General features: G+C 38.6%; 19 protein-coding genes. 14 read left to right on the top strand and 5 right to left on the bottom strand.

Features of this window, described 5'->3' with window-relative positions:
* The first annotated feature begins 12 nt into the window (after positions 1–12).
* The 4 genes from NQ564_RS01550 to NQ564_RS01535 are packed head-to-tail and all read left to right on the top strand — an operon-like array spanning position 13 to position 4,686.
* Positions 13–1,845, top strand: a complete 1,833-nt coding sequence (locus NQ564_RS01550) for a KAP family P-loop NTPase fold protein (protein ID WP_005646236.1) — start codon at positions 13–15, stop codon at positions 1,843–1,845.
* Positions 1,846–1,850: 5 nt separating this feature from the next.
* Complete coding sequence (locus tag NQ564_RS01545; protein ID WP_005646234.1) at positions 1,851–2,600, top strand: hypothetical protein; 750 nt, start codon at positions 1,851–1,853, stop codon at positions 2,598–2,600.
* On the top strand, positions 2,585–4,000 hold the full coding sequence (qatC, locus tag NQ564_RS01540; protein ID WP_007855533.1) for a Qat anti-phage system QueC-like protein QatC: 1,416 nt from the start codon (positions 2,585–2,587) through the stop codon (positions 3,998–4,000). Before NQ564_RS01545 ends, qatC begins: the two co-directional genes overlap by 16 nt.
* Complete coding sequence (locus NQ564_RS01535) at positions 3,997–4,686, top strand: TatD family hydrolase (protein ID WP_005646230.1); 690 nt, start codon at positions 3,997–3,999, stop codon at positions 4,684–4,686. The genes qatC and NQ564_RS01535 overlap by 4 nt, the downstream gene beginning before the upstream one ends.
* Before the next feature lie 109 nt (positions 4,687–4,795).
* Here NQ564_RS01535 and NQ564_RS01530 read toward each other — a convergent pair whose 3' ends face one another.
* From NQ564_RS01530 to NQ564_RS01520, 3 genes are all read right to left on the bottom strand, one after another.
* Positions 4,796–8,746: a serine protease family protein gene (locus tag NQ564_RS01530; RefSeq protein WP_008151784.1), complete on the bottom strand. Its 3,951-nt coding sequence runs from the start codon at positions 8,744–8,746 to the stop codon at positions 4,796–4,798.
* Positions 8,743–9,777: a ComEC/Rec2 family competence protein gene (locus NQ564_RS01525; RefSeq protein ID WP_005646225.1), complete on the bottom strand. Its 1,035-nt coding sequence runs from the start codon at positions 9,775–9,777 to the stop codon at positions 8,743–8,745. Before NQ564_RS01525 ends, NQ564_RS01530 begins: the two co-directional genes overlap by 4 nt.
* A 117-nt stretch (positions 9,778–9,894) precedes the next feature.
* A complete protein-coding gene (locus tag NQ564_RS01520) occupies positions 9,895–10,215 on the bottom strand; it encodes a helix-turn-helix domain-containing protein (protein ID WP_008151786.1) in 321 nt (106 codons plus the stop codon).
* Positions 10,216–11,266: 1,051 nt separating this feature from the next.
* Between NQ564_RS01520 and NQ564_RS01515 the strand changes: the two genes are divergently transcribed.
* The 10 genes from NQ564_RS01515 to NQ564_RS01470 all read left to right on the top strand — a co-directional run bounded on the left by NQ564_RS01515 (position 11,267) and on the right by NQ564_RS01470 (position 20,041).
* On the top strand, positions 11,267–12,427 hold the full coding sequence (locus tag NQ564_RS01515; RefSeq protein WP_008151791.1) for a site-specific integrase: 1,161 nt from the start codon (positions 11,267–11,269) through the stop codon (positions 12,425–12,427).
* Position 12,428: 1 nt separating this feature from the next.
* Positions 12,429–12,638 (top strand): hypothetical protein, encoded by a 210-nt coding sequence (locus NQ564_RS01510; RefSeq protein WP_008151793.1) that lies wholly within the window; start codon positions 12,429–12,431, stop codon positions 12,636–12,638.
* Positions 12,639–12,894: 256 nt separating this feature from the next.
* Complete coding sequence (locus NQ564_RS01505) at positions 12,895–13,773, top strand: helix-turn-helix domain-containing protein (RefSeq protein WP_008151795.1); 879 nt, start codon at positions 12,895–12,897, stop codon at positions 13,771–13,773.
* Between the two features lie 117 nt (positions 13,774–13,890).
* Positions 13,891–15,006 carry a tyrosine-type recombinase/integrase gene (locus NQ564_RS01500; RefSeq protein WP_039848331.1) on the top strand — a complete coding sequence of 372 codons (1,116 nt, stop codon included), beginning with the start codon at positions 13,891–13,893 and terminating at the stop codon, positions 15,004–15,006.
* A 169-nt stretch (positions 15,007–15,175) separates the two neighbouring features.
* On the top strand, positions 15,176–16,021 hold the full coding sequence (locus NQ564_RS01495; RefSeq protein WP_008151798.1) for a hypothetical protein: 846 nt from the start codon (positions 15,176–15,178) through the stop codon (positions 16,019–16,021).
* 99 nt (positions 16,022–16,120) lie between these two features.
* Positions 16,121–16,495 carry a helix-turn-helix domain-containing protein gene (locus NQ564_RS01490; protein WP_087375735.1) on the top strand — a complete coding sequence of 125 codons (375 nt, stop codon included), beginning with the start codon at positions 16,121–16,123 and terminating at the stop codon, positions 16,493–16,495.
* A gap of 2 nt (positions 16,496–16,497) precedes the next feature.
* Positions 16,498–17,568, top strand: a complete 1,071-nt coding sequence (locus NQ564_RS01485; RefSeq protein ID WP_087375736.1) for an AAA family ATPase — start codon at positions 16,498–16,500, stop codon at positions 17,566–17,568.
* A gap of 313 nt (positions 17,569–17,881) precedes the next feature.
* Positions 17,882–18,301, top strand: coding sequence for a plasmid mobilization protein (locus NQ564_RS01480; protein ID WP_008153603.1), 420 nt, complete (start codon positions 17,882–17,884; stop codon positions 18,299–18,301).
* On the top strand, positions 18,298–19,509 hold the full coding sequence (locus NQ564_RS01475; protein ID WP_087375737.1) for a relaxase: 1,212 nt from the start codon (positions 18,298–18,300) through the stop codon (positions 19,507–19,509). Before NQ564_RS01480 ends, NQ564_RS01475 begins: the two co-directional genes overlap by 4 nt.
* A gap of 4 nt (positions 19,510–19,513) precedes the next feature.
* Positions 19,514–20,041, top strand: a complete 528-nt coding sequence (locus NQ564_RS01470) for a hypothetical protein (protein ID WP_008151802.1) — start codon at positions 19,514–19,516, stop codon at positions 20,039–20,041.
* A gap of 47 nt (positions 20,042–20,088) precedes the next feature.
* On the opposite strand, the gene rhuM is transcribed toward NQ564_RS01470, so the two are convergent.
* Both rhuM and NQ564_RS01460 read right to left on the bottom strand, forming a co-directional pair.
* Complete coding sequence (rhuM, locus tag NQ564_RS01465; RefSeq protein ID WP_008151804.1) at positions 20,089–21,483, bottom strand: RhuM family protein; 1,395 nt, start codon at positions 21,481–21,483, stop codon at positions 20,089–20,091.
* 136 nt (positions 21,484–21,619) lie between these two features.
* A complete protein-coding gene (locus NQ564_RS01460) occupies positions 21,620–25,246 on the bottom strand; it encodes a YobI family P-loop NTPase (RefSeq protein ID WP_087375738.1) in 3,627 nt (1,208 codons plus the stop codon).
* Between the last annotated feature and the right edge of the window lie 6 nt (positions 25,247–25,252).

Here is a 25,252-nt window from a genome sequence, read left to right as displayed (position 1 = left end):
TAAGAGTATAAAATGTGGTCAGATAATGAAACAACGCAAGATTTGCTTGGCTATCAGGTCCATGCAGATTTACTCAAAAAAATAATTTTGAATGATGATATGTTACCCATTTCCATAGGGGTATTTGGAAATTGGGGATCTGGAAAAAGTAGTTTGATGCTATTGCTTCAAAAGTCCTTGCATGAATGGGAAAAATCTCAACATGAAAAGGGTTGTAAGATTATACTTCAAGTGTATTTTAATAGTTGGCAGTTTGAAAGCTATGACTCAACAAAACTGACAATGATAGAAAGTATATTAGAAGCACTTGACAAAGATATTAATAAGCGAAAAAATGTATTTGAACGGGTAGATGATTTGCTCGAGCGAATCAACTTTTTGAAAGCAGGCGTATTTATCTTGAAGAAAGCCTATGAAAATCTCACTCCTGATTGGCTGAAGAAATGGTTGCCAACAAAGGAAGACCTTGATAAGATAACAAACAAGGATAAATACAACAATCTACTTAAAGATGTAGCAAAAGGTAATACATCAAAATTTATCGCAACATTCAGAGAACTCTTTGATGAATTGGTTGACGATATGGGATATAAGGCTGTTGTTGTCTATATTGATGATTTGGATAGATGTGAACCCAAAAGAATTATTGGTTGCCTGGAGGCCGTCAAGTTGTTTGTAAATGTAAGGAAAACCGCATTTATCATTGGTGCAGATGAACGTATTATTGAATATGCTATTAGTCAGCATTATCCTATTCAAATGAAGAAAGAAGATATATCCAGTCCATTTTCAGACTATTTGGAAAAACTCATTCAGCTACCATACAAACTGCCACGTTTGTCTGACAACGAGCAAGAGACTTATATCACACTTCTTCTATGCAAAAATCATTTAAATGATATCTACTTTAATGAAATACATCAGAAATATTTGGAGTTCAGAAAAACAGACAAGCATTCCAAATATAATATAGATGACATCAAAGCAAATATTTCCAAAGATAAAAAAATTGATTTTCATGCAGTAGAATATCGTTTACCAACTGTACCTCTTATTAAGCGTTTTTTAAATGGTAATCCACGACAACTAAAACGTTTTCTAAATACCTTATATGTACGTCAAGAGTTAGCTGAGGTAGCAGGTTTTACAGATATACGCCCTGAAGTATTAACCAAACTAATGGTATTGGAGTACAACACACTGTACAATTCTCGTTTTGAAGAACTTTATAAACTTCAAAATGCAAATGGAGGTGTTTTGCCATTGGATGATGTTGAGCAAGAAGCAAAAACTGAAAATGGTATTCAAAATCCACAATGGAAAGACAACTGGTCGTCAGATTATTTGAGGCAATGGTTAAGCTCAGATCCGTCATTAAAAGATATAAATTTACAAAACTACTTCTGGATAGCACGAGATGCTTTGAAAAATGAAAAACCAATAGCTTCGTTGGTTACAAACAAAGTCATGCTGTTATTCCGAAGATTATGTACCTTGCAAACAAACAGTATGATGAAGCGAGATTTGCCTGGAATTATTAATGCTTGCGATGATTCAGAAAAAGACATGATTATTCACTTGATTAATGATAACCTAAGAAAAGATCCAAAGTCAGAAAATTGTTGGAGAATACTTAATTGCGATGAGAATAATTTATTATTTGGTGACAAAATAGACAGATTAAAATTATTATTCAGTAATATAAAGACCGAAGATATAGATACAAAAGCGGATATATTTTTTGTTAGAATGCTTTCATTAAGCAATGAGATACATAACTATATAAATAGTTTGCCAAAAGCGAACCCTTTAACAAAAGCTATCGAACGAAAAATTCAAAAATAATAAATATGGGTACATCACAATCACATAATTTGAAATCTTCGCCTAATTGGTCTGCAGCAAAACGAGCCATGACGAGTCTAGCAAATGGAACAGACAATAAGCCTGCCTCAAATGCAAAGTTTTTTGGTAATTTAGGAATAGCGCTCGGCAATGGTTTGTATAGGGGTGGCAGAATTGGAGGGCATGGAGGTAAGAGAGGCGGCAGTTCGTTTGGACGTGCTGGTGGACATGCAGTCAGAGGGTTGGCTACTGTTTTAAACAATATTAAACAATATGGACTTGTATCAAGTTTAGGCATTGATAGACTGCCTGATACACAAAAGCCGAAAACGCCACATGATTTCAAGGAATTGCTTTTGCACGAGATCATTGGAGACAATGATTCTACAATGGATGATGCAGCAGCAACTTATGCAATGGATAAAGTGCTGAATGATATTTTGTCAGATTGTAAAGACGGACAAGAAATTGAAGATAAACTTCAGAATGCAACAGATGACGATCTTCATGAATGGATTATAACATTTGAAATTGAATACATACTGGAATATTCTGCAGAATTATTTCAAAGCCACATATTTGACAAAGGGAGTAATCCCGAAGAAATAAAGAAGGACATGAGAGGTTGGCTTCATAACGAACTAGATGAGAAGTTAAGCAAAGAACTAACTCAAATCGACTTCAATAGCCGAGAAGGAAAAGAATACCTGGATTCTTTAACATCAGAAATATTGGATATATGGAAACAAGAATAAACATTAATTATACTCCGTCAAAAACAAGCGAAGTTTTTGGCCTTTTTACTCTTTCATTTCAAGGAAGTGACGGAAAAATTCATTCTGTCAACACAAAGTTTAATCCCAAACAGTTATGGGAGTTTTCACGAGATACATCATCTGTTGCTTTTGATTTATTAGTTTTATCCATGATTGTATATAATGTGGACAGAGCTGTACTTCGTTTGTCTAATTCAGATGATGGATGGAAACGAAACTTGATATTATTGAATGTTCCTGTAATAAATCTTGAGGATATGAATAAAGGTCGTGAAGCTTTTAATAAAGCAATCAATTTTCTTACGGGCGACAATTGGGATATTCACTTTATACAGGCAGATTCATACTCGTATAATCCAACTAAAAAAGTAAAGGAATATGATCCTCAGTTTTTTGAAAAGGTTGCATTGTTTTCAGGAGGTTTAGACTCATTGATTGGATTTATAGATGAGGCCAGCACTCTCTCTGTTGATAAAAAGATACTACTTGTTTCACATATGGAACTGGGCAAAGAGCATAGTGATCAAAAAAGCATTTTAGAATATTGCAGGGAAAACAATATCTTTTCGAATAAATACGAACAAGTGTTGCTGAACGCAGGGCTTAAACCTCATTCTTGGAATATTAAAACTCCAACAGAGAGTACATTCCGCTCACGTTCCTTATTATTTTTTGCAGCAGGAATATATATTGCAAACAAAATATCCCCACAATGTCAATTGATAGTTCCAGAGAATGGAACTATATCAATAAATATACCTCTTGATAGTGGAAGAAGGAGTTCATGCAGTACTCGAACTACGCATCCTACTTTTATCAAACGCATACAGGAGGCTTTATATGCTATAGGTATATCAAACTCAATATACAACCCATATCGATTAAAATCAAAAGCAGACATGGTTCTTGAGTGCTGTCAAGATACTTCGAAAAAGGCAATTTTAGAATCATTAGTTGACTTATCATGCTCTTGTGCAAAACGTGGTCACAATGTTTTTTGGGACAAAAGCGGAATAGAAATACGCAATGCCAAAATCAAACATTGTGGTATGTGTTTGCCATGCTTATATAGAAGAGTCGCACTAGATACAATAGGTCTAGATAATGAGGCATTGCTTGGCACTGATGTACTTCATGGCATTAAATTTAATCTTGACAATAAACATCAAAAAAGGAATAGGGATTTTAACGCTCTTCTGTATTTCCTAAAAAACAGAATGAATGAACGTACAATTCGCCAAGAACTATTCTTTAATGGAATTATAGAAAAGCAGGAGTTAGATGAATATACATCATTAGCCTTACACTCATACAGACAAGTTATCAATTGGCTTAAGAAAAAAGCTACAAATGAAATACAAATAAGAGCAGGAATATGATTATAGACACCCATTGTCATTTTGACATGATGCCAAATCCTGAACAGTATCTCAAACAACAAGAGGTAAAAAAGAATATCTCGATAGGAATGACAAATCTGCCAAGTCATTTTTTATTGGGCTATGAGCATGTAAGACAATATAAGTTCTCACGTTTGGCTTTAGGATTTCATCCATTATATGCAAGCGAAAATAAAAATGAATTACGACTATTTAGCCAGTGTTTAGATAAAACTAGCTATATTGGTGAAATCGGTCTAGATTTTAGTAACGAAGGACTAAAAACAAAAGATGATCAAGTTTTCGTTTTAGAGAAAGTATTGCAGCTATTAAGTAAAAAAAATAAAATAGTAAGTGTCCATTCCAGACGAGCTGAAAAAGTCTTGTTCGAAATGCTGATTACCTATGGCATTAAGAATGTAATATTCCATTGGTATTCAGGTCCTCTCTCTCTAATTCCTAAGATAGTAGAACATGGATATTATTTTTCTGTCAACGAAAAAATGACAAAAACTAATAGTGGAATAGAAATAATTAAGCGCATACCACGTAATCTTATTCTAACAGAAACAGATGCCCCTTTTAATAAAGTTTGCTCAATCAGTAATACTCTAACAAATATAGGTTTGGGAGAAAGTGTCATTTATGATAATTTTAGCCGCCTTATATATACTATTAAAAGATAGTTAGGCACTAAAAATATATTGTGTAAATGGAAATACGGGATTCAATTTAGAGTCTCGTATTTCCAAGTACATAAAATTTTAGGTGGGGTGTGTACAGCGTTAATTATTTTTACATTTCGTGTCTTATCTTCCTAAAATCCTCTTCATCTTTCTCCATGTCAAGCAACTTCTTTTCGTTATTAATACATTTTTGTGCCCATTCCCGTACCTCTTGTTTTTGATGATCCAACAACTGTTCAAAACATTTGATATTCCTCTCGTAATATGGGGATATATCACCACTCCATGAGAAAGAGCCTAAATTAGATGAAATATTATCCCTTACATCTTTTCGTTCCCCGAAATTATCCAGAAGCCAGATAATCCATTTATTGAAATACTCTTTTTCATTTCCATCGTCTTCTTTTTCAAAGCAAGGTACCATTAAGGCAATCCTTGCAGGTGCAGACTCTGGATTCTCTATGCAAAGCTGTTTGATTAACTCTTCGTTGATATCAAATAGCGGACCTTTGTCAAAGCTAAACCCAGACCCCAGCTCATCCTTCACTTGGAAATAGAACAAGAAAGTATCTGTTCCCAAAAAAGCATTAACAAATTCCGGCCATACATCATCGAAATAATCCTTTAACAATTCTGTGAACACTCCTTCAGTATTTAAATGCACCATCTGAGTGTTGTACAAGTCGATAAACTTCCTGTTTACTTGCTTTGCAAATTCAGCATCATGCCATAATTGTAAGGTCTCTACAAGAAGACGGCTATAGTCATATAGTAAATGTCCCATATTGCTATTTATTTGAAACTTTAACATCGCTTCTTTTACAATGTTAACAGTTTCGTCTAGGTCGTCTTTTCGCATCATGAATCGTTCTGATATTACGTATGCAATCAAATCATTTGGACGATCAGGAAAACAATCTCTCAGAGCCTTTAGTATTAACAAGTAATGTTCGGAACTATTCGACCTGAAATACTGGAGATAAGTAGCTAGATAGTCTATCGTCAGAACTCCGCTCTCTTGTTCTGAAAAAAGCTGATAAAAATGACTTATCTTATCGTCTTCGGTGCTGGCCATTAATGATACATATAGGTATTCATGTCCGTCATCTCTTAATCTCTTCAGAAACGACAACAGTGGTTTCTTTTCCTTGGCGCATGAAGATAGGTTACCAAAAAACGGGCTATAGAAGTCTTGGGGCATTGTTGCTAATACATTAAAGATGGTATCAAAAAGTATTCCTAATTGTTCGTCTGTGGCTGTTGTTACTAATCGTTTTACAAACTCGATAGGAATATACTTGTTATCCTCAAGTAACGCTTTCACTTCTTCAGTATTAGCATATATCTCCTTGTCTATGAACTCAGCCGCCAGCGGAGCATACAGTTTCTCGGATAACTCGATTTGTTCTTTGTCCTTCAGTCGGTATTGTCCATGCTGTATATACCTGGCTTCGTTCAGTTGCATTTTAAAAGATTGGTTCCTCATTTTCTCCATCAGTCCCGCAATTCCTAAGGATTTCGCGTCGATGCCAAAGGTATGTACCATCTGGAATAAGGCCTCATAACCAGTGTCCCAGGCATAGTTTTTTAGTTCTGCTATTTTCTCCAAGAGCGGAACAAAGACTTCCTTTCGTACTGTACGTGCCCAATTGTAGACTTTTCTTTCTGCCATTTCGGCCAAGAGATTGACAATCTCAGGATTCTTGTTTATCCATTCCAACAACAAGTCCCGGCATCCGTACCAGTATTCGAAGATTTCATCCCAAGTATTCGGTGTATAGTCCTTCCTGTTCTCAAATCCGAACTTCTCGGCTCCACCTATCCGGACAAATCCTCCGTTTTGTAATGCAGCTTCAAAGCAACGTATGGTTAACGGTATATAAGTCTCTCTCTCATCGATGAGTCCTTGCAGGGTCGCCAAGCGATCCTTCAGATTTACTTCTGTTCCTGCTAAATAAATATGGAACAGTTGAACTAATTGTGCCGTAGCATTATTACCAATCTCTTCATTCTCGGCCACGGCCAATCGTGCCATCATGAACACGCCATCATGATAACTCTCGCGGGCAAAGCAAAGACGTTCTAGAGCCCAGATTATATTCCGCCTTACATCACCATAAACCTGTTCTCTCAGCCAATCGATATCCTTGTATCCAAGCACTCTCCGTAAATGTGTAGCTATAGCGGCAGGGTTCACGGTACTCATGGCGAGGAAAAGTTCAGAACCCAAACCAGAACATAAGTTCTCCTCGTCGAAAAAAGGGTGGTCGATGTTTGCATTGACCAGTTGCCCTACCATTTTAAATGCTTCCTTGTTACCGGACATCTGCTGTATGTGCTTACAGAAGCCTTCGCTAATGGCTGTTTGTATGCTTGGTGGCTGTTTTTTGATGTCCTCAATAAGTTCGTTGAAATGTATCCGTGAATTACACACATATTTAAACCACTCGGCAGTCAGCCAGACAGCTAGTGGAAATGGCCTTACATAAAGCCATTTGCCTTGTATATCAATCAGTGTTGGATGGTATTTCGTCACGATTCTTACCGCGATACTCCTCCGCTCTTCATATTCCATTCCGTTAAGTGGCGTTACGTGATTGTTACCTAACAGGTATGCAAAACCCTCATGTGTAGCATCTTCATAAGGGAGGGGTAAGCAAAGTGATAATGTTTGCCAAATCTTTTTTTCCTCTTCTTCTTTATTGGGGGTAAGGTTTAGTAACTTCGGCATTAGATGCGTTACATCCTCGGGACCAGCAATTTTGTTATTCTTGTATGCCTTAACAAGTTCTATCGCCATTTGAGGGTATCCACCTGCTAACTGTTTGATAACCAAAATGTCATTCTTATTCTGTTCATCTTCGTGCAGTGCCTCACTAATATAGTGTCCTATGCTCTCCTCCATGTCTTGAGGTCTTAACTTAATAACGGGGAAAGTGATACGTTCAAGCTCTTCATTAAAATAGTCATGATGAGCAAAAATCAATCGAAATAAGTTGTTGTATTTATCTCTGATACTGATAATTTCCGTAACAAGTTCCATTGGGCAGTCATCCACGATGATAATTCCATCACTTTCGGGATTATCTTTCAGTATTTGCTTCAACTCGCCCATCAGTTTATCTCGATTACCATTAAATTTCGTATAATATCGGTTTGGTTCGCGTTCTGTCTCCTTGAAAGCCTCATAAATCAGTTTTGACTTACCCATTCCCGATAATGCTGTCAGCAGCAGCGTTGAAGTATCATCGTCCCTCAGTTGGTCGATAATCTCTTTCGTCTTATCGTTTTCTATAAAGTAACCAGTCTGATTCAGATTATAATCGGATTTGTCTAATAGATTTAACAGTTGACGGCTATCAACCTCTCGAGCCACACCGGTGTCGGCAATAAACGTATATTCACGACTGTCGACAATGGAATCCAACAATCCGCTTGGAATATAATTGGATGAAGGCATACAAATAAACTCGTTGTTGTTCCCATCAAATCTACCTACTTCCGACATATAGGCAACCATATACAGTACGTCGTCCGTACCTTGATAGAAGATACCTCCTCCAGATGTTCCTTCAAAGTTTATTTTAGGACTTAAATTTTGAAACTGAAGTTGAATATCTGTACTTGCCCAACTTTTTTCCCCTCGTTTTACAACATCGTAGATTTTCAGAGAAGTGTCGTCTTTATGAAAACCACAGAGGATTGCTTGGCCAGATATATCCGTTGTCAATAGTCGCACTTGGTCAAGTCCCGATGTGGGCATACCGTTGGGTTTTATCACACGCAACACAGTAGCATCATCCTCTTCTGGCTTGTTGTAGTAAACCACTTCTTCCACAGTTAAGTGGAATGTCCGGCTGTTCCTCTTGAGCAAAATACCTATCTGCTCTTTGTCTAGAGGGCCATCCTTGGTATCTTTTTGTATTATATGTGCAGCAGTAAGGACATAGAGGTTCTCTCCGACAGAAACGATGATGCCCGATCCTTTATTGTTGTTGGAACACTCAATCTTAACTGTTACCTTTCTTAGGGCTTTTATGTTTGCTTTTGTCAGATTCATAGTTCTTTGATATTATCATGTACTTCAAAATTCCATTTTTCACATTCGCCTTCATTTAAAAAAGGAATACCATTTGTTTCAATCAGTTCTAATTTATAATTAAAATACAAATGTACTTTTGTGTCCATGTTCCTTTTCGTGTGACATAAAATATGAGCGATTGTAGTTCTATCGGGGTGATTGGAACTTCCGTTGCCTCCGTTGGTCGATATAATAAACTTATCACATTGGATAATGTCCAATAAGCTATTGCTCGTATTGTTTCTACTTCCATGATGCGATACCTTTACGAAATCAACGACTAATGGGTTTTCTTCAGAGTAGCCTTTTTCCTCTCTCAGGTATCTCTCCACATTCTGGGGATAGCTGTCGCCCAACATCAATATGCTCAGATTATCACACCTTAGGATAAAGGCTATACTCGCTGCATTTGCCAATTCATTATCCTTCTTCAGATTAGGCTCTGGGGGTATTTCTTTTGCTAATTTATCGAGAGGTTTCTCTAGGTCTATCGTATCCTTCTGAGTCGCATTCAATAGCTGCCTCGCTTCATCTTTCTGTTTCTCTATGACCATCTTCGTGACATCCTCTGTAGGTGATACCACCTCTATGCTGGCAAAAGGCCTATCAAACTCCATCCCCTCATGCAAATCATTACGCCAGACCATTCCATGTTGCTTTGCCAATTCATTCAACCTTACGGATAGCAGCATACCGTGTGCGGCAGTTGTATACTTACTCGCTGCCACCTCTACGTAACCTGCGCAGTTTGCCCATACCTCTTTAGCTGGTATCATGTTATCGTCCAAGCATGTGTCTACCAACTGCAGAATTCCACCAATATGATCTTCATCATAATGGGTCAGTACCATAAGGTCAGGAGTGCCCAACTCATTCAACTTGCGCTTAAGCTCAAACCCACAACTCCTTGGCCCACCATCAACAACGACTACCCCCTGAGTATCTCCACGAACGCATTCTATAATGAACGCATCGCCATGTTTTACAGGAAGGAAATAAATCTTACTCATTTATGTGTCTATATTTTTTTTGTATCTACAATACTTCACTTATATATATTGATATGCCCTCCAATCAGTTTTGGCTCTTTAAGCCAATCAAAATCAACAAATATATAGAGTCTTTTCTTATTCCTTTTTGGATGCTCTTTCTCGTTTCTTAAGGCTCAAATCCTGCAAGGCCTTTCCCATTGCATCTTCTTTTGCAAGCAGAAGAATATCATCATCCAGCTGAAGTGCATAAAGCACCCTAAGATAAATGCCTATTGCCACCGTTGGTACACCTTTCTCTATGCGTGAAACCGTCAGAGGTGAACAGGTGGCACGTTCGGCGACTTGGGCAATACTAAGATTCCTGCGTAGTCTGGCCAGCCTGATCTGCTCACCTACTATCAACATCTTCTGCTCTAATTTTCTTGGCAACTTGGTACCCATTGTACTTTTTGTCATAGCTCAACATATCATATAATATACAAATATAGCAGTTTTACTTTATTTTATGATGTGTTACAGAGATAAATTTTTGAATTTATTCCTGTTGAAATCTGCTTTGGTCATATTATTGGGCGTTGGAGATATTAAATGCTATTATATTATTCATAAGGCTGATATTTTACAGATAACAAACAATATATTATTTATAGAAAGAAAGCAATAATTTGAACAGAAAAAGAAATAATACTTCCTTTTCTGTACAGAATATTACTACTTAGGTAATCTTGAAAAATAGCGACCGCTGTCACATAGGTCTGTTGTTTGTAACAATCACCGAAACACTGACCACACACAGCAATTGAACTATTTCAAAGCTCTTATTGCCGGCGAAAAGGCCATCAGTTCGACCGAAGTGATGCATCGCTATCAAATCTCTTCAACAACCTCAATATTCCGTTCAAAGGCAGTCCTTATCAAGAATGATTATTGGATAATAAAGCCGGTGAAATCTCGTTCCAAGACCCGATTTATGCCTATTGGTTGAAGACTGAATACTTCGCAAAATAATCATAATGTCCCCCCGGTTTCAGAGCTATTTTTGTACCTTTTCTCATCAAAAAACGGCATTTTTCACAAGTTTTTGTACCGCGCATTTTGATATTCAAGAAATTACACTTACTTTTACTTTCCAAAATGGAGGTACAAGCCGAGAATGGTGCTAAAAATCACTAACTTACACATTCTCAGATACTTGCCAACCTGCTGGTTGTACCTTTTAGAGCGCTATGCTATTGATAATCAACGATGTACACATGCTGTATCGGCAAATAATCGAATGAAAACAAAATCATAAAAAGAGAAAATACAAAGCTATAAAACGCATAATATCAGCCTATTCCGAGAAAATTTTATTTTCTCTTTTTCTCCATATTTTCTGTGTGATTACATATTTTTTCCTTATTTTTGTCCCCAGATTGTCCCCCAGAGGGACAGCGAGGGACAAAAAACCGTACCCCAAAACCGAGGGACAAATAGAGAAAAGTATTCATCAAAACAGAAGACAGATATGGCAAAGCAAACTACCACCCAAAAAGAACCCGTCAAACTTCGTGAAAAGAAGTTGTCGAACGGCAATGTGAGTTTGTTTCTTGACATCTATCGGAACGGCAAGCGCCACAAAGAATATCTGAAGCTGTACCTGATAGATGCAAAAACACCTTTGGAAAAGGAACAGAACCGACAGACGTTGGCCACAGCACAGGCGATTAAGTCCAAACGTCTGATTGAGTTGCAGAATGGAGAGTATTCGTTCACCCATCAATTTAAGGAGAACACTCCATTTTTGGAATATTACCGAAAAATGGTCGAAGAACGTCGCAAGAACCCTGAATCGAAAGGAAACTGGGGCAACTGGAGAAGCTGCCTTCGCTACCTCGAAATCTATTGCGACGAGAAGACCACATTCCGCGATGTTACTCCGGAGTTCGTCATGGGGTTCAAAGAGTTCTTGGAGCATGTAGAAAAGGATACGCACAAGCGCGTCGGACCTCGCAGGGAAAGAGATACGTTTCAGGGTTTGTCGCAAAACTCCAAAGTGTCATACTTTAATAAACTGCGAGCTTGTATCAATCAGGCATACGACGAAAGGGTTATCCCCATCAATCCGCTCCGTGGCATAGAGGGGTTCAAAGCCGCAGAAGTGAAACGCGACTATCTGACATTGGACGAAGTAAGGCAGTTGGCCGCTACTCCATGCCGCTATCCCATTCTGAAACGCGCATTCCTCTTTTCATGCCTTACGGGGATTCGTAAAAGCGACATTCAGAAACTCACATGGGGTGAAGTGCAGAAATTCGGCGAGTACACCCGGATCGTATTCAAACAAAAGAAAACGGGCGGGCAGGAATATCTCGACATTACCCCGCAGGCCGAAAAGTATCTCGGAGAAAGGGGTAATCCCGATGATCTCGTTTTTACGGGATTTACATACGGTGCATGGACATCCCTCGAATTGCAGCGTTGGAGCTTGGCGGCCGGAATGAACAAGAACCTGACTTTCCACTGCGGTCGGCATACATTTGCCATTCTGATGCTGGACTTGGGTGCCGACATTTACACCGTATCGAAATTACTCGGACACAAAGAACTGGCTACGACGCAGATATATGCCAAAGTATTGGATAAAAACAAGCAAAATGCCGTATCTTTGATACCGAATATCGAATAATATGACCAGACAGGAAATAGTTATCAAAATAGCCAAAATCAACCACATCATAGGGGAATGGAAATACCGGTTGGATTTGGACGGCGAGGTAGAAATCGAAACTCTCTCACCCGATTTGCTGTATATCGACGAATGGGTACGCGAGATCGGTCAATATATAAAACAGAATCCCTCGCCTATTTTAACCCGGAAAGTGATGGCTTGGAAATAGCCATAAGCAACCATAACCATTTAGAATAAAGTCGCTGTATTTCAGCAACTTTTACATTTTAACGGTTTCCAATCCGTATTTGGAGATAACGGTTTTTATCCATATTTTTCTATCATATTTCTACCACGACAGAAATTCACGGTTAACCCGAATGTCACAGTGACGCATTAGTTGACGTGTGTTGACAGTGGTTTACATGTGTTGACAAAAATCGGGAGAAATAAGGCGAAATTACCGCCAATATAAACGAGAAAATATGGAAGTAAGAAAGATTTGTCAATGGTGCGGAAAGCCATTCATAGCTCAAAAAACAACGACCTGTTATTGTAGCCATCAGTGTTCCAATCTTGGCTACAAGGAGCGCATCCGGGAACGTAAGCGACAGTTGAAACGGTCGCAAGAATTATTGCAACCTCGACAAGCCGCCGAGGGGCAGGATTTCTTCTCTTTTGCCCAAGCAGCAAAGTTAATGGGCGTAACCAGACAGTACATATATAAATTGGTAAAGGAATCCAAACTTCGGGCTTCACGCATCAGCGGCAAGAAGTCACTCATCCGCCGTGCTGACATTGAACTGATGATGAAAACCAAACCTTACGAGCGTGTCGTGCCCAAAGAGGACTTCGACATCTCTGAGTATTACACAGCCGAAGAGATTGCAGAAAAATACAAAGTCAACGCTAAATGGGTGTGGACTTACACAAGGCAACATAAAGTGCCGAAAGTGAGAATCCGCCAGTTCAACTATTACAGCAAGAAACATATCGATGCCGCCTTTGCCAAATACGAGGTGGATTCCAACCTTACTGAATGGTACACACCGGAAGAGATTCAAGAGAAGTACGGCATGACACGTGTCGCCATCCGTTCACAGGTGTATCGGAACAACATTCCATCCAAGAAGGAGCATGGGCAGATATTCTACTCCAAGCTCCACTTCGACCTCTCGAAGAGTTCCGAACAGGAGAGCAAGGCGGAATACTATACCGTCAAGGAGGCAATGGAGAAATTCAAGCTCTCTCGTGATTCGGTTTACGGTATTCTGCAATTCCATCAGATCAACCGTGAGAAGAACGGACGGTTCGTCAGATTCCTGAAAGTGGAGTTTGACCGGGTAATGGGTGTCCGCAAATAGTCTAATTTATGACTATCCGTAAATTATTCAAAAATTAATCCCTGCTGTAGGTAATCTGCATGATTACATTATAGAGTTTCGCCGACGAATTAATAATAACCATAAAAATATAACATTATGCATGAATGCAAGACCGTGACATTAAGGACACGTCCGCTAAAAGGCAGGATGATGTCTTTCTATCTGGATTATTATCCGGGGTATCGAGACAAAGAGACAATGAAAGTTATCCGTCATGAATCGCTTGGTATTTATATCTATGCCAATCCGAGAAACAAACGTGAACAGAATTTCAACGAGGTAATGACCGAGAAAGCCGAAGCCATCCGTTGCCGCAGGTTCGAGTCGGTAGTCAATGAACGGTATGACTTCTTTGACAAGTACAAACTCAAGGCAGACTTTCTGGAGTATTATCGCAAGCAGCTCCGTAAGCATGACCAGAAATGGGAGTTTGTCTATCTGCATTTCAGTAACTTCGTACATGGTAAATGCACCTTTGAAGAGATTGACATCGACCTCTGTAACAAGTTTCGGGAATATCTGCTGAGTGCCAAGAAGCTAAGGCGTAACGGACGTATCACACGGAACTCCGCATCAGGATACTGGTCTACTTTCAGAGGTTTCCTGAAAATACTCTATCGTAATGGGATGATAAAGACCAATGTCAATGATTTCTTGGAAAAGATAGAGACAGAAGATGTAATGAAAGAGGCCCTGTCAGTTGAGGAATTGTACAAATTGGCTGAGACACCTTGCAAGAAACCTATTCTGAAAACGGCATCGCTGTTTTCCTGTATGACCAGCTTGCGCATCAGTGACATTCTCTCACTATGTTGGGAAGACATCGTGGACTATTCTGCCGGTGGGAAATGCGTACACATCATTACACAAAAGAACAAGGCGGAAGACATCATTCCCATTAGTGAAGAAGCTTTGGGATTGATTGGCTATAATTCTGAAAAGAAAGGTTTTGTATTCAAGGGGCTTATGCGCAGTTGGACGCAAATACCGATGAAAGAATGGATTCGTTCTGCCGGAATTACCAAGAACATAACATTTCACTCGTATCGTAGAACATTTGCGACGCTACAAGCAGCTGCCGGGACGGACATCCGCACCATACAGAGCATTATGGCGCACAAGAGTATCACCACCACTCAAAGGTATATCAAAGTCGTGGATGCCAACAAACGTGAAGCCAGCAAGAAAATTACCCTGACACGGCAAGACTGACAGCGGCTTTGTCCTCGATTTCTGCGGTCAGAGTATGATTTTTCACCTAAAATCATACTCTGACCGTGATATTTAGCATGATACGTGGTAACTATCAGTCTCTTTATTGCAACTATCTGGAATATCGATTATATCTTTAGCGCAAAACGATTCCAAATACTTGCAGACCATGACGAATAAAAAACAAATTCAGACTAAAAAGATAAGTTTTATCCTCGCACTGTCCGTTATCATTTATGCGGCCATAGATACTTATCTTTTCCTTTGCCATGACATCAATATCATGCGTATAACGACTCCAGTCATCCTTGGACTGGTAATAGCTATCATATTGTGCGGACTCCTGCACAAATTTTTCTATAACTGGCTGACAAAAAATCCTATCAACTTCTCTTTGGGCGAACCATATACCCCTATTGTAAAATCAGAGAACGCCATAGAATCTACGGATGCTACTGAAACACTGCCCATCGAGCAACCGATGGATTTGCTTGAACAGAAATGTCCTCCGTCCCAACAGTCGAATCAAGATACTGTAAACTCTGATTGTCCGCAAGATTCTCATTTGAATAAATATGATTCCATATTGGTGGAACTCAAAAAGAAAGAGATTGAAAGGCAAGCGGAAATTATGGATGCGATTCGGGAATATGTAACCGTCAAGACTGCCCCCTATCTCTCCAAAGAGGATATTGCCACCCTCATTTCCAATATAGAGTATATGGCTTACGATCAACCTGAGTCATATAAACCGATTCGTTCCAATATAGACAATCCGCTGAGGTCACCGGGACTTCGCCATTTGGCATGGAATGTCGGTGAACGCTTGGGAGTGCCCTTAGCGAAAAGAGCCGTTTTTATCAAGAAATCATTTCCATACGAACTTGCAAACGCAACCCTTGAATATCTTAAACTTAATTTACGGGATAATGTCTCAAGCCAGATTCCCATTGATATACCAGATAAAGGCGACTATCGCTTCCATTTAGATGCAGATAATGATGACTCGCAATAAAAAAAGTTTGCAGACGAAATAATTAATCCGGTCTGTATTGTTCTGCAAGGTTTCATTGAGTTGGTTCGCAGCATGTTGAACGATTAAAAGAGTTACAATATGGAAAAAGGCCAACTGACATTCAACGACCTGCCGACTGTGGTAGGCGAACTATGCGACAGAATCGCAAGTATGGAAAACCTGCTTACGGAGAAACTTTCCAAGCAGTACGAAACCAAAGAGAACACGCACGTCCCCATGACCGTACAGGAGGCTTGCAACTATCTTAAAATGCCGTTGTCGACCTTTTATTACAAGGTCAAGAATGACGATATTCCGGTTATAAAACAAGGAAAGCATCTCTACATCTACCGAGACGAACTGGATAGATGGCTGGAATCTTCCCGGAAAAATCCGGCTCCGCAAAGTTTCGAGGACGAGAATGAGTCCATGCTCTCCTCTCATCACCGTAAACCAAACCCTAAAAGCTGGTAGTGATGGAAAAGACAGACACTATTATTCTTTCTCCGGAAGAATTGGCCGCTTACATGGCGGAGTCTACAATAAGCGTAACAAGTACATACGAACACTCCCCGGTGGTTCTGATGGTGGACGATACTGTTATCGGAACATTGGGAAACTTCAGTGCTTCCATCGGGAAAGCCAAAAGCAAGAAAACGTTCAACGTTTCAGCCATTGTCGCATCGGCATTGAGTGGCAGCACCGTTCTTCATTATCGGTCTACATTTCCCGAAAATAAGCGGAAGATTCTATACATAGACACAGAGCAGGGGCGGTATCATTGCCAGCAGGTATTGAAGCGCATCTTACGTTTGGCCGACTTGCCGGAATACAAGAATCCGGATAATCTGATTATGCTGGCTCTGCGCAAGTTTTCCCCTAAACTACGTCTGGCGATAGTCGAACAGGCCATTGGCATAATACCGGATTTGGGATTGGTCATCATAGATGGCATTCGTGATTTCCTTTACGACATCAATTCCTCCAGCGAATCCACCGACATCATCTCCAAATTCATGCAGTGGACGGATGACAGGCAAATCCATATCCATACCGTCTTGCATCAGAACAAGAATGATGAACATGCCCGTGGTCACATCGGCACGGAACTCAACAACAAAGCAGAAACCATCATGCAGGTCGAAGTGGACAAAGAGGACAAGACTGTAAGCGTGGTCGAAGCCGTCCATATCCGTGACCGTGAGTTTGAGCCTTTCGCCTTCCGCATAAACGAGGAAGCCATGCCCGAACCAGTAGAGTCCTATCTGCCAAAAGAGAAGAAGACCGGACGACCAACCAAAGGGCCGTTCGATCCGGACAAGGAGATTCCAAAGAATGTACATCGTCCAGCATTGGATGCCGTTTTTGCCAATGGCAACATCAACAATTACGATGATTATATAGAACGCTTGAAAGAGGGTTACGGATTACAGGGTATAAAACTCGGTTATAACAAGGCGGTAAAGGTCGCAACATTGCTCAGCGACAAACAAATGGTTATAAAAGAAGGGAAAGATTATGCCTTCAATCCAGAATACCATTATTGAGTTCAACTTTACTTTATTGTTGGGGCGTATATATAAGAATAAAGCAAAGTCGGAGGAAGACATCATGTGAGATATTCATATTCTCCCCTCTTTTAGAGGCTAGTATCATCCTATGTTTCCTATCCGAGTGCCAGTTCACTATACGCAACCGATATGGCTTGCCGTGAAGCATCAACAGGTAACTGTTGCGAGATATGCCAAGGTATAACCTCACTGCGTTACGGTTGTACATTGGCGCTCTCGCCTGCTCAGTTCCCTCGCCGGTGCGGTACTCGCAAGCTCGCACCTATTCAACCATTATAAAACGATTCAAATGAAAGAAGATATTGAAAATACATCGGACTCCTCGAAAGAAACCAGAAGTGTCTTTATCGGAGCTAAAGTCACTCTTACTCAGAAGGAGCATATAAAATCTCTGGCCGGACAATGCGGCATCACTGTAAGTGACTACATATTATCACGTGCGTATAACTTCAAGCCAAAAGCAAGGCTCACGAAAGAAGAAGCGGTACTGTTACAGAATCTGGACGATTGTCGGTCAGACCTCGTAAAATACACCTCCGCCCTACACGGAATGTCCACAAAGCAGCGCATGGCAATGTTCAATCAGATTCCGTTTATGGTGGGCTGGCTGAAAGAATTAGGCAATGTGGCTGAAAATATCTGCCAGTTCCTAAATGCTGTAAAAGAGAAGAACAAAATTCCGTCCAACCCTAAATCCGAAGAAGAATGATTGCGAAAGCCAAAGCCATATCACACGGCATAAACGACCTCCGTTACATTACCGGCGAATCACAGCATAAGAAGCATCCGGAAAAAATCTATCGGGTATTGGACAATCTGTTGACCTCAGAACCAGACGCTATGGGGATATGGAACTCCATGCAGTTGACCCTATCCCAATATCGGCCTATAAAGAATTCTGTAATCAGAATCGAATTGAGCCCATCGCCCGAACATACCCAATTCTATGACATCGAAGATTGGCAGAAACTTTGGCAGGAATTCGCCGAGGAGTTCGACAAACAAGTGATTATCGGCAAGAACGGAAAAGTCCGTTCCTGTCCGACCAATTTGGCGGGTAGCAAATACTCAGTTTGGCTTCATACAGAGTCCAAAGGCGAAGTCCCCCACCTTCATGCTGCGGTTTGCCGTTTGGATGAAGACGGCAATATCAACAACGACCACAACATTCATCTTCGTGCGCAACGTGCTGCCGAGCGAGTGGCAAAGAAACGAGGGTGGACAACTGCGGCGCAAATCCGAAATCGCAACATTCCACAAGTGAACCGGGACTGTATGGAGGTGTTGAAAGCAATGCTATCGTGGTCATGGGATGAATACAAGAATGCTCTTATACGGAAAGGTTATACCGTCCATGAAAGAGAGGACAAGAAAGGTATTCTTCGTGGATATGCCCTCATGAATGGAAACACCAAATACAAGGCTTCAGAATTGGGAGTCGGCAGGAACCTGATGGTCTCGAAACTTCCTGCAACATGGAAGAAACTGCACCATCAGCCAACTTCCGTCATTAGAAATAATACTTCCCAAACCGTTCAACAGGTAGCGACACATAAGGTTGATCCTATTGACTATACCCAATATCGCCCAGACCATCAGAATATCATTCCTTATGTCTTTACTTATGAAGGCAAGGAACATCGATTCTATATTCCGGAAAAAGTACTTGACTGTTTCAATGACGAATTTGATTACAGGTTTATTGCCAACTGTCAGGAACTTACCGATATGGCTGTAGCTATATTTGTCGGACTGATAGATACCCCCAACGTAACAAGCAGTGGAGGTGGTGGAGGCTCACAAAGCGACCTTCCGTGGAGAGACAAGGACGAAGACGATTTGCAATGGGCTCACAGATGCGCTCGTGTTGCCGGTCGTTCGTTAGGGAAGAAACCGAAAACAGGATTAAAACGATAAGCCCATGAAAAAGAAATTTGATTTTTCCGCAGAAATGAGTGAAACAGAAACCATAAAAGCTACTCCAAAGAATGAATATCTGGAGGAAGAAAACCGCTTACTCGATATCAATGTGCAAGAACTTGCCAAGCTGAATGACAACGTGTTCAAGTTGAGAACAGAAGTTGAAAATCTGTCCGGCTCTATACGTGAGTGCAAACCTATTATTTCTGAAGAAATGCAGAAGATGGCAGTTGAATTTGGAGCAAGGCTTCTATGTGATTTTCTCAGTCAGATTGAGAGCAAATGCAAGGAAGCCGAGCGAAGAATGAAGAAAGCCGACAATGCCATCCCCATCCCAGATACGGCATTCTACATTTTGATTATCATTGTAGTCGCTCTATCTTCCTTTTTCGTGTGCATGATAGTGGCTAATGCAGAGATTTTGCATTCCGGATTGATTTGGAAGGCTGCTATTGGTTGTATTCTTATGGTTGCTTTGGAGATTAGTATAGCGTTAATAGTACAGAAGTTTTTGGATAGAGGTAAATAAACGAAAAGTCTCAACTGGATAGAAGTGCTATCGGTTGAGACTTTATTTTATTCGTTATCAAACAATCCCTTTTCTTTCCATAACTTAATTTCCTTATCGAAATCTGAAAGATATTCTTTATCTTGAATCAAGCGAAATTTGTCATATTCAGCATACGCTTTTTCCTTTGCTTGTTCAGCAGAAATGATACGAGAATCATGAAATTTGTCATAGCCATATACAGTCAGGAAATCATCCAATTGTTTTTTCCAGTCTTCCATAGTAGAAATTATCTGACGTTCCGCACGCGCTTCTGCCAAATCAAGAAACGAGGTTGTCAGACGGTTTAAAGAGATTACTTCTTTATCCGATAAATAATTCTTTGCGATAATCGTATCTGACTTTTGAACTCTTCCTTCCGGTGCATTTTTCCATGTAGTAAGTCCCATATGAGGCATTTCTGCATCTGCTCTTGTATATACGATTTCAGCAGCAGTTTGATGAGTAACCGCCCAATGCATCATATTTTGCACCATTTTAAAGAATAGCTGAGTCGTCTCGGCCTTAGGATCATAATCGGAACTACATTCTGCATATACATCAGTGATTTTTTGATAATATCGACGTTCAGAAGCCCGTATTTCCCGGATACGCTCCAATAAGTCATCAAAATAATCTTTACCAAAATATTTTCCTTGTTTCAAACGTTCATCATCCAAAACAAAGCCTTTAACTATCATTTCTTTAAGAACAGATGTTGCCCATATTCTAAACTGAGTAGCTTGGTAGCTATTTACACGATAGCCCACAGCTATGATAACGTCCAAATTATAAAACAGTGGTGTGCGTTCCACTTCTCGTTCTCCCTCTGACTGAACTATCCCAATTTTTCGGATAGTTGCCTCTTTAGTGAGTTCGCCTGTTTCGTAAATCTGACCAAGATGATAATTGATGGTTCGTACATCTACCCCAAACAAATCAGCCATGCGCTTCTGCGACATCCAGAATGTTTCACTATTGAAGACTACCTCTATACGCACTTCCCCTTGTCCTGTTTTATATAATAAAATATTAGCAGATAGACTATTATTAATTGATTCAGGAGTAGATATCTCTTGCTTGAAATATTCTCTTGCCATTTGTACTTGTGGCTTCTTTCCATCTGCATTTTCCGCAATAATCAAGCAAGCGATACGAGATAAATGGATATTTTCCACCTTGCGAAAAGAGCCAGAACCAACCTTAACCATTTCAACCGTTTGGTTAAAATGCTCCGATACATTAAATCCTTTATTATTGGCTATCGCAATGGCTTTGTTTATAATACGAGTGAATTTTTGATATGTACTATATCCTAATACAGCACATAAATCCCTTGACGACCAATATTCTTTTCCGCCATCCTTCCGTTTCTTAATCTGTTCGAAATCAGAACTCAAGAATTCAACATTATCTTCTATCATACCAAAATCTTATTCTTTTAAAGTTGCTTTAAATCCTGACACAAAATCTTTATTAATGGAAACTTTCATCGATTACTATTAATCACTAGCAAACATCACTGATAGTTATAAATTACTCTATTCTTTTGCATTTGATTTAATAATTACGTTTATGGCTTACACGAAGTTTATCATCATCTTCTCTATATGATGAGATATATCCAATAGTTTTTAGCTTCCCTAAAAACATTTCATTCATGTGATTATTTTCTATAGTAGCCTTTTTTGATTTATCTGTAATACTTCGATAAGAATCGCCTAAAGACTCTATTAATTCTGTCACAATATCAAAATCATCTCTATACTTTTCAATCAAGTCTATCAAAAAAGACAAGCGCTCTGGCAAATTAGTAGAATCGACCAAAATGTTCTTCTCTGTATCATAATCAAATTTTTCAATATTGTTTTTCACCACAGGAAGAGTGATATTTGCCAATTCGTTATCCCACACAATATGAGGAAGAAAGTGTTGAACTACACTTAGAGCTTTTTCACCGATTACTCTTGGATTTCTCATAAGATACTTGTATAACCTCATATCTGTAGGTAACTCCTCTATTTCTATAATGCACTCATCCAAATACTTATCTACATAATAAGTAAGTACATCACTATGATTGTCTCTAATTGTAGTCGTATAATATGTGCTATATGGAAGCATATTGGCACAAAGTAACGATTTAAAATGAGCGTTATCTACACTGTTAATATTCGCATCCTTAAATGTAACTCCATCAAAGATTTTGATAAGTTTATCGTATACCGACATTTCAAAATCTGATGTCAACAAAGCACTGTTTGCCAGTAGTTCTTTCTGAGTATCATCCAATTCAGATATATCTGTTAATTCATCAATATGCTTCGTAATGAATATTCGCAAACTAGCAATCATTACATTATTCTGACTCTCATAGAATGCATATATCTCAGGCCATGCTGGTGTAACTATATCAACTTCAATAGCGGACTCCCACTGTGTATTGTTAACATAGGAAAGAGAAACTCTATTATGTTGCCCCGAAAGGTATTTGCGTTTTGTCTCCTCTGTTATATCTTCAGAATTAATAATTTCAAGAATAATTTCCACACTCTCTTGTTTCGCTGCATCTGTGATAAATACATTATTTAGTGCATCATCAAAACGTTCATCTATATAATCTGACACTGGTTTAGCAGATTCACAACTCCTCAGTATTGTAACATTTAAAGGATAATTATTCAATGCTTCCATCCTTTCATTTCGATAATAAACAAATGCGCATACAACATTTTCAGGTGTCAGCATATATGCTTCGTTTTCTACAACATATTCCAGCAAACACCCTGATTCTGCATCTATATCTGTAAAAATCAGTTTTCCATTCGACACTGTTTGTTTGACTATATCAAAACCTATAAGATCTACTCTATGAGATATAAATGCGAAGTGTTTATTCAACCAGTTACGACTTTCTTTTGTGGAATAGTTTAATTCTAGGAATCGCAACCAAGCCTCGAATAATTCATCGGAATTCTGTTTCACGAAGATCTTCCATAATCCATCAACGATACTACCCAAATGGTTGAAAAGCGGGCTCGAATCTTCAACTGACTTATAGAAATCAATCAAAAAGTCCCACTTTTTATTATTCTTAACAACTTGTGCTATCGAATGAAGTTTTGAGTTATTAGTTTCTTCTTCAAGATGCTGACAAATACAATCCACCACCTGAATATTCAATATACTTACATCATTGTAACATTTGTCAGGAATGTTTTTCACGCACAGTTCTATTTTATCTATATGATAATCATATGGTAAGCTATGCCGAAGTTTTAATTCCAGAATAAAATCATGGTCATGCTTATTAATTGACTTACCAAAAAAGAAAGAGATATAATCAAAGTAATCTTCATTTATAAGTCCTTCTTTCAAGAAAGCTTCAAGCATTTTAGAGACTTTGAGTTCACTAAAAATCTTATGCGTCTGCATATCAATATCCAGCAACAATTCATGTATTGGAGTAGCATAATGATTGTTCCGAGACAACTCTAGTATCTTGATTTGTTCACGATATTTTTTTTCGCCCTCTCGCAAGGCTTCTAATCGCTCATGGTAAGTAAAGTCCGAATTAACTATTTCCTCTATCTGACTGAATTGAACATTGCAACTATCTTCAGATGTATCATAACAAGATCTAACATGACCATAATATGTGTTAATTTGACATCCCTTAAAATATTGGTATCGAATTGAAGGTTGCGATATCAATGAATTAAATAAAGTTTCATTTTCAGCGATATCTTCAAGAGGTATAAAATTGTTCTCAACAAAAAACGAAAAGACATTACTTTTATATTGTTTTGATAATTTTTTACGATACCCTTCAATATAAATCAGCCTTAATTCTTTTTCTTGCATGGCATGCGTCGCTTCTAAAGATTGAAGTTTTTTAGTGATTACGCCAATACGTTCATCAATTTGCCTATTACGTTCAATTAACAACTCGCTTTTCTTATGCAAACAATCATATAAAACACCCTTTCCTTTATGTAGATCAGCAAAATCCTTTGGGTAGTAGTTTTTATATACAATCATGGCAAGAAGCTTGTTTTGATCAAGTTTCTCATCAAGTTTTTCTCTATATTGGGCATATTCATTGACAATGTTCTTAAGTAATCTCATATCGTCAATAAAAAAAGCTAAACTTTCTATTACCTCAACATTAAGATCTGAAAAACCTTTTATCTCTAGTTCCTCTTTCAGTTTGTCTGCCGAGTTTGAGGAGTTGATTATTGGAATTACAGTTGTGATATAATCAAAGAATTTAGTACGTTCTTCATCAAAGAACATATCATCCTTAACCGCATAAATGAACGTAACTTTACGTCCTACGGAGTTTGACTGATTTAAGAGTTGATTGACTTCTCGTAACTTAAGAAAAATATCAGTATTATTAAATCTATCTAAATCCTCTATAATCACGACATTATAATTAGTGACCTCAAAGAAATAGACAATTTCATCCATGTGCTTATTGAAAACAGATGTATCTTCTTTATTTTCTTTTAATTCAATCTCCCCATTCTTTAGATTTAACTTATTAAGTTTACTATTACTCAATGACTTGATAGTCTTTTGAGCGAATATTATTGTTGCAATAAATATATATGATAGAGCAAAAATATCAGACCATTTATTTAATATCGGATTGCTTAAGCGGTTGCAAATCCATTCCACTTTCAAAAACGATGGTTCAAATACAATAATTAAAGCAACAGCATAAAATATTATTGCAAATGATAAAACATATTGAGCCCAAGTTGATTTATGATAAATCCTTTTTAATCTAGAATTATAAAGCGTCTCTTGTTTTTCTTTATAAATAAGTTGTTGAAGAATGCTGTATTCAATACGATTATTCATCGTATCAATATCTATTTCATTCTTTTTATCATCTAATGGAGACTTTAATGTAGCAAGAGATATTGAAAGATATTTGTATTTAGGATAGTCTTTCTTCAAAGAGCGAAGAATGGAACTCTTACCGGCTCCATAAGGACCTGTAAGAGCAATGTTCAATATGTCTTTCTCTTCTAGTTTTCGTGCAAGATTCAAAACACTCCTATACTGCTTCTTATCACTTTCACTATCACGATTAAGCAGAGCAGGAGTTAATGATACTTGTTTATCATCCTCCATCGAATTATTTGCACATATTTTCTTCCAAAATCTCCAGTTCATTTATTT

The organism is Parabacteroides johnsonii DSM 18315 (genome assembly GCF_025151045.1).
In the GTDB taxonomy this organism is placed as follows: domain Bacteria; phylum Bacteroidota; class Bacteroidia; order Bacteroidales; family Tannerellaceae; genus Parabacteroides; species Parabacteroides johnsonii.
Note: the sequence above shows the minus strand (reverse complement) of the source record. Positions and strands in the feature narration are given on the sequence as shown.